We start from the raw sequence: 13,558 nt of genomic DNA, 5'->3' as shown, positions 1-13,558 counted from the left end.
TAGTCATCCTCTACTGACAATCTACCCAACTGTTATTTATACTTAACTGCAAATCTTACCCATGTATTGTCACAGATGATGTTTGGGCCCTGTTCCAGTTCATAACTATCCGGATCGACAAAATGATAACGAAGAACCTTCCTCTTACTGATTTGCACCGTCACCTCGACGGTAACATTCGTACTAAAACGATTCTTGAGCTAGGCCAAAAGTTTGGCATTGCCCTACCAGCGTACGATATTGAGTCTCTCACTCCTCACGTTCAAATTGTCGAAGCGGAACCCTCTCTTGTTGCTTTCCTTTCTAAGCTCGACTGGGGTGTTGCTGTACTGGGCGATCTAGATGCGTGTCGTCGTGTCGCGTACGAAAACGTAGAAGACGCGCTAAACGCACAAATCGATTACGCAGAGCTGCGTTTCTCTCCTTACTACATGGCGATGAAACACAAACTACCAGTAGCGGGGGTTGTTGAAGCCGTCGTGGACGGTGTGCAAGCGGGTATGCGCGATTTTGGCGTGAAAGCCAACCTGATCGGTATCATGAGTCGTACATTTGGTACTGACGCATGTCAACAAGAACTGGACGGCATTCTGAGCCAGAAAGATCACATCGTTGCCGTCGACCTTGCGGGTGACGAGCTAGGCCAACCGGGTGATCGCTTTGTGTCTCACTTCAAGCAAGTACGCGATGCTGGCCTTGGGGTAACGGTCCATGCTGGTGAAGCAGCAGGTGCAGAGAGCATGTGGCAAGCAATTAATGAGCTGGGCGCAACTCGTATCGGTCACGGTGTAAAAGCGATTCACGATCCAAAACTGATGGATTACCTAGCAGAAAACCGCATTGGTATTGAATCTTGCCTGACGTCAAACTACCAAACAAGTACGGTAGAAACGCTAGAAAACCACCCTCTCAAGCAGTTCCTAGAGCATGGCGTTCTTGCGTGTCTGAACACTGACGATCCAGCGGTTGAAGGCATCGAACTGCCATACGAATACGAAGTAGCGGCACCAGCCGCTGGCCTGAGCCAAGACCAGATTCGCCAAGCGCAAATCAATGGCCTTGAGATTGCGTTCCTTTCAGAAGCAGAAAAATCGGAACTGAGAGAAAAAGTAAAAGATCGCGCTTAAATCCAGCGAAAACATAAAAAAATGCCAGCATCTGCTGGCATTTTTTATATCTTGAATCTGTATCTCTGATTAAATAACACGAGAGAACTGTTGCTGACGCGCCTTTGCTCGTAGGTATTTATCGAAGCTCATACAAATATTACGGATCAACAAACGACCTCGCAGCGTCACACGAATTTCATTATCATCCACTTCCACCAGCTCATCGTTAATAAAGGTCTGAAGTAGCTGCAAATCTTCTTTAAAGTACTGTTCAAACCTCACTTTAAACTCAGACTCAATGGCTTTCTTGTCTAACTTGAAGTTACAAATCAGCTGCTTAATCACTTCGCGACGGAGCAAATCATCAGAGTCCAGCGAGACCCCTTTCCACAGAGCATGACGAAGTTCGTTGACTTGAGCGTAGTATTTCTTCAGCTCTTTCTGGTTTTGCGCGTACGCATCGCCGATCATCGAGATTGCAGAAACACCAAAGCCAACCAAGTCACATTCACCTTGTGTGGTGTAGCCTTGGAAATTGCGATGCAAAATACCTTCGCGCTGGGCAACAGCAAGTTCATCGTCCGGCAAAGCAAAGTGGTCCATGCCGATAAATTGATAGCCAGCGCCAGTCAGTGTCGCGATGGTGTCTTGCAGAATCGCCATCTTCTCTTCTGCTTTAGGCAGATCTTCGTCTTTAATCTTACGCTGCGCTGCAAATAGCTGTGGCATGTGCGCGTAGTTAAACACGGACAGACGGCCCGGCTGCATTTCCAGTACTTGTTCTAACGTCTTGGCAAAAGAGGTTTTGGTTTGCTTTGGCAAGCCGTAGATCAAATCTAGGTTTGTCGAACGGAAACCCAACTCTTTTGCGCGCGCAACCATCGCAAAGATGAACTCTTCATCTTGCTCACGGTTCACCAGTTTTTGCACTTCTTTGTTGAAGTCCTGAACACCGATGCTCAAGCGATTGAAGCCTTCACTACGCAGATGATCCAGCATGGTCAGCTCGATTTCACGCGGGTCAACCTCGATACTGATTTCAGCATCGCTACTAAAAGTAAACTCTTGGCGTAGCAGGCTCATTACACGCGTGATTTGCTTTTCAGAGAGAAACGTCGGTGTACCACCACCAAAATGCAATTGCGTCACGGTGCGACCAACAAGTAATGCAGCACGTTGACGAATTTCGTGTTCAAGCACGTCGAGGTATTCATCCGCTTTGTGCGAGTGGCGCGTAATGACTTTATTACATCCACAGTAGTAACAAAGCTTGTGACAGAACGGAATGTGTACGTACAGCGATAATGGGCGTTCTGGGTATTGAGTGCATGCCATATCATAATCAGAAATGGTGAACGCTTCATGAAACTCCAGCGCCGTTGGGTACGACGTATAACGAGGCCCGGAATAGTTGTACTTATCCAATACCGCTTGATCCCAGACGATTTGCTGTTTCGATTCAGTGTGTTGATTCGACATGGTGGTACTTTCCGTTAAATGCTAGGGCAACGAAAGCCGTCACCCGATATTCAGAGCCGCTATTTTGCCATACGACGATGACAAGCGTGGCAACGCCGACTGGCTTTTTAAGTATAAAACTAAAGAAGTGCTAGCGTGATCACGATACCCCCATTAGCCATAAGGAGACTATTGGAGGTCGCGCTTAAATCATCTGAATATTGATTTGATTATTCAGTGGCTGGACGTTTTTCTGCAACACTTTGAGCTCCTCAATAATCGCATCAGTGAGGCGGCTTTCCGCTTTATGACGCGTCAAGTTCTGTTGCATACGCTCTTTCTTGGCAAGTTGTTGGCGTTCTTCGCCACGCGCCATATCTTTCACGATGTGGTAAAGCTCAGAAATCGCAGGGTACGTTTTATCGAAATCAACGCGGTCTTCACCTTGTACATAATCCATGATGTTATACACACGGATACTGATTTCAGATAAATCGCACTGGCCTTGAATGCCCGCCTGACACAAGGTATGCACATTCTCAAAAATGTTGGCGTTACGTTTGTCTATCGCCAATTTTTGATGCTTCAGCTGCAATTCCTTTTGCTTTTTCAATTGAAGCAGAAGGTAACCTGCATAAGAAGCGAGTGCGATGATAATCACAACACCAGCAATAGCTAATAAGGTTACATTCATAGCTTAATTATCCTTTATAGTCGTCGAAATTAATGTCGTCGAAATCTGCCAGCAAGTCATCATCGTTGCGCGTGCTTTTCTCAGCAGGTGCAGTGAAGTCTTCCTCTTCTTCAGGTTCCAACAAACCTAGTTGGTCCATTAGCTTCTCAATGCGATCGAGTTTCTCATCGACGAATTTCTGTAGACCTGTGCCCAGGTTTTCACCCGCTTCAATGCGGTCTAGCAACACGTTCAATTGCGCGTCATTTTCTAGCATCTCTAGTTCTTGCTCTGCCGACAAACGACGCTCTTGCTTCGTCATTTTTTTCGCAGGTTCAACAATCAGAGGTATTTTCTTTTTGCTGCCTAAGCGCGGGTCGCGATTTTGTGCAGCAGCTTGCTTTTTCTGCTCGTTAACTTCTGAGTTACGGTTACCCGTTTTCAGACCTTTACGCTTTTTAGCACGCTTGCGTAAGCGGCCTTCCACATCAGATTCTGTACGGTTACGAGTTACAACAAACTCAGGTGCACCAGCGGCACCCGGTTTTCTAGATTTTTTACTACGGCTCATTACTGGGGTTTCCTCAGTAAAATTACATCATTACCAATAAATTCGAGTTCGAGCTTATCCCGCTCTGCTAGGAACTGGAACGTGTCACGACTAAAGAACACTACGTGAGTGAGATCGTTCTTATAATGCCATGATTTGAAAGCCTCCACGTCGATGACCATTTTCGTCATCAGGCCTATCCAGCCCCCTGGCTTAACTAAATTCAACCATTGCTTCCACACCAAATCTGGGTGGTAGAGGTGCTCTATCACCTCTGTTGCTGTCATGAAGTCGTACGTTTTTTCTAAAACCGACGTATCAGGGTGGTAGTAGAGATCGTACAACGCCATGTTGTGCCCCGCCTCTTCCAGCATCAAGGAGAGCGTTGGTCCAGGACCACAACCAAAGTCGATACCATTTGATTGTGGAGAAATTCGCTCTGTGATCGGGTCAGCAATACGCGACAAAAAGCGTCGGTAACCCAAATCATCGGGGTTGTTCTCATGCAAATCATAGTGAGCTTTTTCGCTTTCCGCATCCAAACGTTGGTCTGGATTTACGAATACCAAGCTGCACTGCTCACATTGAAGATATTCACGACGCTTATCTTCAAAATAATGGTGAGTGCGCTGATTTTGGCATAAAGGACAGGTATGCATGCTGACTTCCTCAAACAGGGATGCGAAACATACCAGAAAGTGAACTCGGATTGGAGTGTTGTTGAGTATTTTTTCAGCAATTTTTATTAAAAAACTTTGTTTACAACCTATAAAGCTAAATAAGTGCAGTAATCTCAATTCAAGTTACGACTGAGCAAGTCAACGGATATAAAAAAAGCGACAGTCAGACTGTCGCTTTCTAAGTGCCATCAATTGGCGAAACTGTGTTGCACACATTTGGTGCACCAATGATCCCTTTGTTTTTAGAGCTTTCCCTGCCAAAAAGAGTTGTTTTTCATCTTCCTGATGAGTTTTGGCTATCCGTTTACTTCCTGTCTACTGAGCAACTTCCTGTGCCTGATCCGTTTCACTGTCTTAACCGTCAGACGAGATGACCATCCTTATCTGATAGGCTCCCTACCTATCTAAATCCCTTTCTAAATCACCAAGCATCCGAGCTACATCCTTGGAGACCTAAACCGTGGTCTTAAATCCTTACATTCACTCCCTGTGAACGACTTCTACTTTACGCCATCCCGTTATGCTCACAAGTAATGGGTTGAAAAAATAATCCGCCTATTTTTCTAAAAAATCAAAATTATCATTTAATCAAAAGCTTAAAAACACTAACAAGAAAAAGCCAACATCAAGTATGGCAAATGTCTCACAAACTGCCGAGCCAACTATCGCTTTCGCATCCAAACTCGACTGTGATATCTGTCACGAACAAAAATGCCCTAGTGGATTCACTAGGGCATTTTTGTACAAGTTGCTCGAACGATGTAGGGACATCTACCCAACCAGCTCAAGATGCAGGATCTTGAGCGATTTAGGTATATTAGTGCAGACCGCCAACGTATTTAGACAGCACTTCGATATCTTCGTCTGTCATTTTCTTCGCGATGTCGCGCATCATGGCATTCATATCATTGCCACGGTCGCCATCACGGAATTTTTCTAGCTGAGCTTTGATGTAGTCAGCATGCTGACCAGAAATTTTCGGGAAACCTGAAAGCTCAGTACCATTGCCACGAGGACCATGACATGCAATACATGCGGTTAGGCCACGCTCGGCATCACCAGCGGTATAAAGCGTTTTGCCTTTTGCTACTACATCTTCAGGTGTTGAGTTTTCTGAAACTGGTAGCGAAGCGTAGTAAGCAGATAGGTCTGCGATATCTTCATCGCTCAGTGGCATTGCCATACCACTCATTACAGGATCGTAACGACCTTGTTTACCACCACTTGTCATGCCTAGCTTAAGTTCTTTTAACTGCTTCTCAAGATACTTAGCGTGTTGGCCTGCGAGTTTCGGGTACGTTGTTATTGCACTGTTGCCATCTGCTCCGTGACAGGCGACACAGGTTTGTGATTTTGCTTTACCAGCCTCAATATTACCTTGGGCCCATACTGAGCAACTGGCTAAAAGACTCAAAATTAGCGCTAATTTCTTCATGACATTCCATTATAATTATCAAGCTTCCAGTACCACGGAATGTGAACATACCGCGTACACTCATGGTACAATAGGCGACCTTATGCCGAGCACGGTTATTTTACACATTTTCACAAAAAAGTAATCAATCGACTACACAAAGTCGAGATGGAGTTAACAGTGAGCGTAAAAATTCATTACCAAAATACGCATTTCATCACCAGCGCACCCGATATTCGTCACCTGCCGGAAGACGAAGGTGTCGAAATTGCGTTTGCAGGACGCTCAAACGCTGGTAAATCGAGTGCACTTAACCGTCTAACTAATCAAAAAAGCTTAGCCAAGACATCAAAGACACCTGGTCGTACGCAATTAATCAACCTTTTCAAAGTAGAAGAAGGTTGTCACATTGTCGATCTACCTGGATACGGTTTTGCTCAAGTACCGGTAGAAATGAAAAACAAATGGCAGAAATCTTTGGGTGAATACCTACAGAAACGCGAGTGCCTAAAAGGCTTAGTGGTTCTAATGGACATTCGTCATCCAATGAAAGATCTCGACCAACAAATGATTTTCTGGGCCATCGATAGCCACATTCCTGTGCAAGTTTTGCTAACCAAAGCAGATAAACTAAAAAGTGGTGCACGCAAACAAACTCTACTGAAAGTTCGTAAGCAAGTAGAAACTTTCGGTGGTGACGTTTCTGTTGATGTGTTCTCTTCACTGAAAGGATTAGGTGTCGATCAGCTACGTGCAAAACTGGATACCTGGTTTGCACCAGCACTAGCGCACCTGATAGAAGAAGACGAACAAGAGACACCAACGAGCGATGAAGAATAATTAACAATATTTGTTAAATTTCTTCGACTCGGCCCTACCATTTGGTGGGGCTTTTGTTTATCTCAACTAAATAACAGGCAATAAAAATCCCCGCCTTCCTGGCAGGGATAACGGGAGAGAAAAATTGGTAATTATTGTTATGTGACGAAGCATTGCTGAACTGAGATTCGATTTCAATAGGTTAAAAAGCGCTCTTGTTTCCTGTTTATCACCAAACATTCACTCCAAAAACACCCAATAGCGTTACAATTCAGATAGTTAAGCCAAGCAAAGCTTCAAAAAGATGTAACTTAGTTTCCTTCAAGAAAAAATAATAGTGTGACTGGCGTAAATTTACAGGATGAATAACGCAATAAATTTGAAGGAAAAATCGAGATTTTGCAGTGACTTAGAAAGGTCAAAAAAGAAGGTTTTTGAAAGCTTACTTTAAGCTACTGATCCAAAAGAATAATTTTCTTTCGCCCAATAAAAAACGCCCCAGTCAAAAACTGACTGGGGCGGCTGAATCAGCCTAATCCAATAACGTGAAACAAAAGGTCTGAAAGATAGAACATCTTACCTCTGTACCCTACGAGTATTAATGTACAACAATTGGTCAGAATTGCAAAGAATTTTTGTAGTTTTTTTTCATGAATTTTTTATTAAGCAACATCAAAGTTAACTTTGCTCTAGCTTTTTTAATCTCAAAAAAAAGCCAGCGTTTGTGCGCTGGCTCATAATTAATTGGTTATTTTGGTCTAAAAGTGACTAATGAGCTTGATCCCAGTTATCACCATGACCTGCTTCTGCAACCAACGGTACTTTTAGCTCTGCTGCAGATTCCATCAATTTCTGTACTTTACTTTCAATTTCGGACAATGATGACTCTTCAACTTCAAAGACCAATTCATCGTGTACTTGCATTAATAACTTCACACGACCATTGCCTTCTTCCTGAATCCACTGATCAACCAACAGCATCGCTTTCTTAATGATGTCCGCAGCCGTACCTTGCATTGGTGCGTTGATTGCCGCACGTTCAGCAGCTTTACGACGCATCCCGTTGCGTGATTTGATTTCTGGTAAATGCAAACGTCGACCAAAAATCGTTTCAACATACCCTTTATCTGCTGCCGTGCTGCGTGTGTCTTCCATGTACTGCATCACGCCTGGGTAACGTTCAAAGTATGTATCCATGTACGCTTGAGCCTCACCACGAGGAATGCCTAATTGCTTCGCCAAACCAAACGCACTCATGCCGTAAATAAGACCGAAATTAACCGCTTTCGCACGACGACGTTGCTCACTTGAAACGTCTTCAATAGAAACACCCATGATTTCTGCTGCGGTTGCCGCGTGGATATCTTTACCATCACGGAATGCATCCAATAACGCTTGGTCACCAGAAAGGTGCGCCATGATGCGAAGTTCGATTTGCGAGTAGTCGACCGCTAAGATTTTATGCCCTGATGGCGCGACAAACGCTTGACGAATACGACGGCCAGCTTCGTTACGAATTGGAATGTTCTGTAAGTTCGGATCAGTAGAAGATAGACGACCCGTTGCAGTCACTGCTTGGTGGTAAGAAGTATGCACACGTCCCGTCGATGGGTTGATCATCTTCGGCAGTTTGTCGGTGTAAGTTGATTTTAGCTTCGCCAAACCACGGTATTCCAAAATCAGTTTTGGTAGCGGGTAGTCTAGCGCGAGTTCTTGCAGAACTTCTTCATTCGTCGATGGTGTGCCTGATGGCGTTTTCTTCACAACCGGTAAACCCATTTTTTCAAATAGGATGGCTTGTAATTGCTTTGGCGAGTTCATATTAAACTCTTGCTCAGCAATTTCGTACGCTTTCTTTTCAAGCTCATCAAGGCGAGCGGTAATCTCGACCGACTGCGCACTCAGCTTCATTTCATCGATAAAGACCCCAGTGCGTTCAATGCGCGAAAGAACTGGCACCAACGGCATTTCAATCTCTTCGTAAACTGTCTTCAGGCTTTCATCCTGCTCGATATTAGCAAACAAGCGATTGTGCAGACGAAGGGTCACATCCGCATCTTCTGCCGCGTATGGCGATGCTTGTTCCAGTTCGATTTGGTTAAACGTAAGCTGATTTTTGCCTTTACCTGCAATTTGCTCAAAAGAAATGCAGCTGTGCTGTAGGAAGCGAAGCGCCAAGCTGTCCATATCGTGTTTACCGCCGACACTGTTGTAGATATACGATTCCAACATCGTGTCGTGCTTGATACCTTTTAGCTCAATGTCGTAACGAGCGAGTACAGACGCATCATACTTTAAGTTTTGACCGACTTTTGCTTTCGCTGCATCTTCAAGAATTGGCTTCAGCTGTTCTAGTACCCAATCACGATCAAGCTGTTCAGGCGCATCTAAATAGTCATGTGCAACTGGCACATAAGCCGCAATACCTTCATCGACAGCGAATGACAAACCAACTAGATTCGCTAGCATGTAATCTAGGTTATCGGTCTCCGTATCAAATGCAAACAGCTCAGCCGTTTGAAGTTTATCTAGCCAAGCATTGAAGGTTTCTTTATCCAGAATTGTTTCATATTGGCTGCGATCGATTGTTACCGCAGAAGTTTCCATCTCGGCTTGAGAAGAAGAAGCTTGTGAAGATCCTGCAAGCTCTACAGCCTCCACAGATCCAGAACCGCCTTCAAGTAGTTCATTCAACCAAGATTTAAACGTCAGTTGGCCATACAGCTTCACTAATTCGTCTTTATTTGGTTCCGCTTTCAGCAATGATTCTGGCGTTTCCTCAAGCTCAACATCCAATTTGATGGTCGCGAGCTCATACGAAAGCATGGCATTTTCTTTGTTGTCGATGAGCTTTTTCGCCATGGTTTTAGAACCACGGAAACCAAGCCCTGCAATATCATCGAGGTTTTCATACAACTTCGTCAGACCACCAATACCTTGCAGTAGTGCGGTCGCGGTTTTATCACCGACACCCGGTACACCAGGAATGTTATCTACTTTATCGCCCATCAGTGCTAAGTAGTCGATGATCAACTCAGGTGGAATGCCAAACTTTTCAACCACACCTTCACGATCCATTACGACGTTCGTCATGGTGTTGATCAAGGTAATGTTATCATCCACTAGCTGCGCCATGTCTTTATCACCAGTACTGATCAATACAGGCATGCCCTTTTGTGATGCTTGGTATGCTAACGTACCGATGACGTCATCCGCCTCGACGCCAGGAACACAGATCAGCGGCAAACCCATTGCACGAATAACATTGTGTAATGGTTCAATTTGACAACGCAGGTCATCCGGCATTGGCGGACGATTCGCTTTGTATTCTGCATACATATCATCACGAAAGGTTTTTCCCTTTGCATCGAAAACCACCGCGATGCGCTCAGACGCAAACTGACGCATCATGCTGCGTAACATGTTCACGACGCCGTAAACGGCATTAGTTGGAATTTCACCATTGCTCATGGTGCCCGGGTAGGCGTGAAAAGCGCGATATAGGTAAGAAGAGCCGTCGATAAGGATCAACGGATTTTCAGGAATACTTGCCATAATTGTCTGTATCCAATTCAGTACTTGAGAGATCTGCCTAGGATGCCATGACTGCTGATCTGAATCTATCTTGTTCGCTCGATCTAGGTCGCGTAAATTTTTCCGACTTTATTCACGAAAACACCACCTCCTGTGGATAACTCTGTTTATAGAAATTATCCACTGGTTATCCAATAACAAAAAACACAAGAAAACACCAACCCAAACCATTGATTAATAACAACAAATTCGCATAACGGCGAGAAGATCAACGATCCTAAAATGATCATCGCATGTGGAAAAGATATTAATAGTGACGTCAAATAGAAATCGTAGAAAAGAAAAAAGCGACCCGAATGGGGTCGCCTAGCAGAAGTGGTAAAGCAAATTCTGTAAATAGAGCAGCTTAACCAAGAAGCTATAAATTACACTGGAAGCAATGTGAGCAATGTCGTGTCAAAAAGAATTCGTGCAAGTTCTCGGAAAAATGTTTCATCACTTCTCAACTTTCAGTTAATTAACTTCTGTTAATAAGTCACTCAACGTCCTTGTGAACTTTCCTCATTCCCTAAGACGGGTTTAATAATAATGATTCTCATTTCGTAGTCAACAGTTAAATGAGAAAAAATCTCATTTATTTTCACATTGCTTTAATGAAATGCACTCGAGATTCTCGAAGATTTACTTTTTCTTCAAACTTTTCAATGATATAGCCATTTCTCAATAACAAGCGAAGCATAGCCGGAAACTGGTTTCGAGATTTCACTTTTAATGTGTTGTAGCCTTGTTCTGCCACCCAATCCTCTTGAGCTTCCAAAAGCAGCTGTGCCACGCCTTCATTTCGAGCTTCAGGGACAACACCACCTAACCAGCTATAGAAAACACCATCCTCTAATTCGTAACCTATTTTGAAGCCGACAATCGTGCCATTTTTTTCTGCAACGAGGATTAAACTGTTTTTCTCTTCTAAACGTTGAGTCATGGAGTCTACCGTTTCTCCTTTCGAAAACTCGGTAACACGCGCCACAACTTGAAGTGCTTCTTCCAATGTGCCTTCACGAATCAGCATTGTCATTGTTCTCTTCTCCAAAATAAAAATACCCAAGCACCTTGGATTGTTACTGTTGTAATCCGCCTGAGGTTACTTGGGTATATACAGACGAACAACTCTTGTTGGTCTGGTATTTCTCACTGAGCGATAATTACTCTTCTGTCGCTTCCGGAGTACGATTTAGGTGTTGAGCAGTTTGTGCATTCTCTTCTGCCAACCACTCAGCAACGTCTTTCGCAAAGTACGTTAAGATGCCATCTGCACCTGCACGTTTGAAGCACAATAGTGATTCCATCACAATTTCACGCTCTTTGAGCCAGCCATTCATGATCGCCGCTTTATGCATCGCGTACTCGCCAGAGACTTGATAAGCAAATGTCGGTACTTGAAGTTCAGTTTTTACTCGGCGAACTACATCTAAGTATGGCATACCAGGTTTAACCATCACCATGTCCGCACCTTCGTTGATGTCTAGCGCCACTTCGTGAATCGCTTCATCAATGTTTGCTGGGTCCATTTGGTAGTTTTTCTTGTTGCCGCCTTTTAGATTTGAAGAAGAGCCAACCGCATCACGGAATGGTCCGTAGTAGTTCGATGCGTACTTAGCCGAGTAAGCCATGATTTGAGTATGAATGTAGCCCGCGTTTTCTAATGCTTCGCGGATCTTACCAATTCGGCCATCCATCATGTCTGAAGGCGCGACTACGTCAGCACCCGCTTCTGCATGAGACAAAGCCTGCTTAACCAATACTTCTGTGGTTTCATCATTCATTACGTAGCCATCTTCATCGATGATGCCGTCTTGGCCATGTGTCGTGAATGGGTCGAGTGCCACGTCTGTGATTACACCAATTTGAGGAATGTGTTCTTTAAGCGCTCGTACTGCTCGCTGAACCAAACCTTCTGGGTTGTAGGCTTCAGTAGCACATAAGCTTTTAGCGTCTTGGTTTACGACAGGGAAAAGCGCGATTGCTGGAACGCCTAGATTTGCAAGGTATTGTGCTTCTTCTAGCATTAAATCAATCGACAAACGCTCTACACCCGGCATGGACTCCACGCTCTCACGACGATCTTTACCCATAAGAATGAACATTGGGTAAATCAGATCATTAACAGAAAGTTGGTTCTCAGCCATCAAACGACGGCTAAAATCGTGCTTACGTAAACGACGCATACGGCGTGCAGGGAATGGACCTTGAATTGATACAGACACCATTTTCTCCTTGTCTGGACGGTTATGATGATCAAATCATCTGGTGAACAAAATCATATCACTCTTGATGCATGTTGCGAGTGACAATCTGGAAAAAGGTAATGAAAAAAACTGAAAATGACCCAGCACTCACACTCAAGTATACTTCGAATACGAAACCAACTATGAAGCACAGAGAGTAACGATGATCGATACCCACGCGCACATCTATGCTAGCGAATTTGATAACGACCGCGATGAAGTAGTACAACGCGCCTTAACGCAAGGCATTAATAAAATCCTGTTGCCAAACATCGATCTGGACTCTATTGAGCCCATGCTACAAACCGAAGCGGCATATCCTGACGTGTGCCACTCAATGATGGGACTCCACCCTTGTTATGTGGACAGCAATGTTGAACAAACGTTGGAGATCATCCGCGGTTGGTTTGAGAAACACAAGTTTATTGCGGTGGGCGAAATCGGTATCGACCTGTATTGGGATAAAACCTATCGTGCTGAGCAAGAAATGGCGTTCGTAGCTCAACTTAACTGGGCAAAAGAGATGGACTTACCAGTCGTTATCCACACTCGTGATTCGATTGAAGAAACACTCACTTTGCTAAGACAAGAGCAAGATGGTCGTCTGCGTGGTGTATTCCACTGTTTTGGAGGCAGCTTAGAAGAAGCACAAGCAATCAATAAGCTAGGCTTCCACTTAGGCTTGGGTGGCGTATCAACCTTTAAGAATGGCGGGATGGATAAAGTCATTCCACATTTGGATATGCAGTGGGTCATTTTAGAAACCGACTGTCCATATTTAGCGCCGGTGCCACACCGTGGTAAACGTAATGAACCAGCCTACACTTCTCTCGTTGCACAACGTGTTGCCGACTTGCGTGATGTCGACATCGCAACCATCGATGCCATAACGACTGAGAATGCCAAAAAGCTGTTTAATATTTAATTCACGATGACCCGTCCTAATATGGGTTGACACTTTTTTAACTAAAACGCTCGATGTACTTCATCGGGCGTTTTGTATTTTAAAGCCGTATGAGGCCTCATTTGATTATAG

11 protein-coding genes are annotated in these 13,558 nt (G+C 44.3%); 3 read left to right on the top strand and 8 right to left on the bottom strand.

The genetic code is table 11. The annotated features are described in order from the left end of the window. Positions 1 to 122: 122 nt before the first annotated feature. Complete coding sequence (gene add / locus R7E38_RS18280; RefSeq protein ID WP_005382965.1) at positions 123 to 1,127, top strand: adenosine deaminase; 1,005 nt, start codon at positions 123 to 125, stop codon at positions 1,125 to 1,127. A gap of 69 nt (positions 1,128 to 1,196) precedes the next feature. Here the strand turns inward: add and hemN are convergent, their stop codons facing one another. The 5 genes from hemN to R7E38_RS18255 form a co-directional block, all read right to left on the bottom strand. After that, on the bottom strand, positions 1,197 to 2,588 hold the full coding sequence (gene hemN, locus R7E38_RS18275; RefSeq protein WP_213889254.1) for an oxygen-independent coproporphyrinogen III oxidase: 1,392 nt from the start codon (positions 2,586 to 2,588) through the stop codon (positions 1,197 to 1,199). Between the two features lie 184 nt (positions 2,589 to 2,772). Next, a complete protein-coding gene (locus R7E38_RS18270; protein WP_005379254.1) occupies positions 2,773 to 3,261 on the bottom strand; it encodes a DUF2489 domain-containing protein in 489 nt (162 codons plus the stop codon). A 7-nt stretch (positions 3,262 to 3,268) separates the two neighbouring features. Beyond that, positions 3,269 to 3,811, bottom strand: a complete 543-nt coding sequence (gene yihI / locus R7E38_RS18265) for a Der GTPase-activating protein YihI (protein WP_005379252.1) — start codon at positions 3,809 to 3,811, stop codon at positions 3,269 to 3,271. Then, positions 3,811 to 4,449: a class I SAM-dependent methyltransferase gene (locus tag R7E38_RS18260; RefSeq protein ID WP_005379250.1), complete on the bottom strand. Its 639-nt coding sequence runs from the start codon at positions 4,447 to 4,449 to the stop codon at positions 3,811 to 3,813. Before R7E38_RS18260 ends, yihI begins: the two co-directional genes overlap by 1 nt. 838 nt (positions 4,450 to 5,287) lie before the next feature. Next, complete coding sequence (locus tag R7E38_RS18255; protein ID WP_005379248.1) at positions 5,288 to 5,905, bottom strand: c-type cytochrome; 618 nt, start codon at positions 5,903 to 5,905, stop codon at positions 5,288 to 5,290. Between the two features lie 159 nt (positions 5,906 to 6,064). Between R7E38_RS18255 and yihA the strand changes: the two genes are divergently transcribed. Further along, positions 6,065 to 6,724: a ribosome biogenesis GTP-binding protein YihA/YsxC gene (yihA, locus tag R7E38_RS18250; protein ID WP_213877207.1), complete on the top strand. Its 660-nt coding sequence runs from the start codon at positions 6,065 to 6,067 to the stop codon at positions 6,722 to 6,724. A gap of 747 nt (positions 6,725 to 7,471) precedes the next feature. Here yihA and polA read toward each other — a convergent pair. From polA to hemB, 3 genes are all read right to left on the bottom strand, one after another. Then, on the bottom strand, positions 7,472 to 10,258 hold the full coding sequence (gene polA / locus R7E38_RS18245) for a DNA polymerase I (RefSeq protein WP_005379246.1): 2,787 nt from the start codon (positions 10,256 to 10,258) through the stop codon (positions 7,472 to 7,474). A gap of 619 nt (positions 10,259 to 10,877) precedes the next feature. Then, on the bottom strand, positions 10,878 to 11,312 hold the full coding sequence (locus tag R7E38_RS18240; protein ID WP_005379245.1) for a GNAT family N-acetyltransferase: 435 nt from the start codon (positions 11,310 to 11,312) through the stop codon (positions 10,878 to 10,880). A 127-nt stretch (positions 11,313 to 11,439) separates the two neighbouring features. Then, positions 11,440 to 12,501: a porphobilinogen synthase gene (gene hemB / locus R7E38_RS18235; RefSeq protein ID WP_031777176.1), complete on the bottom strand. Its 1,062-nt coding sequence runs from the start codon at positions 12,499 to 12,501 to the stop codon at positions 11,440 to 11,442. A 184-nt stretch (positions 12,502 to 12,685) separates the two neighbouring features. On the opposite strand from hemB, the gene R7E38_RS18230 reads away from it, so the two are divergent. Next, a complete protein-coding gene (locus R7E38_RS18230) occupies positions 12,686 to 13,447 on the top strand; it encodes a TatD family hydrolase (RefSeq protein ID WP_213889256.1) in 762 nt (253 codons plus the stop codon). Positions 13,448 to 13,558: the final 111 nt, after the last annotated feature.

It is taken from the genome of Vibrio sp. Vb2131, assembly GCF_033338535.1.
Lineage (GTDB): Bacteria > Pseudomonadota > Gammaproteobacteria > Enterobacterales > Vibrionaceae > Vibrio > Vibrio alginolyticus.
This window is presented reverse-complemented; position numbering and strand designations above follow the sequence as displayed.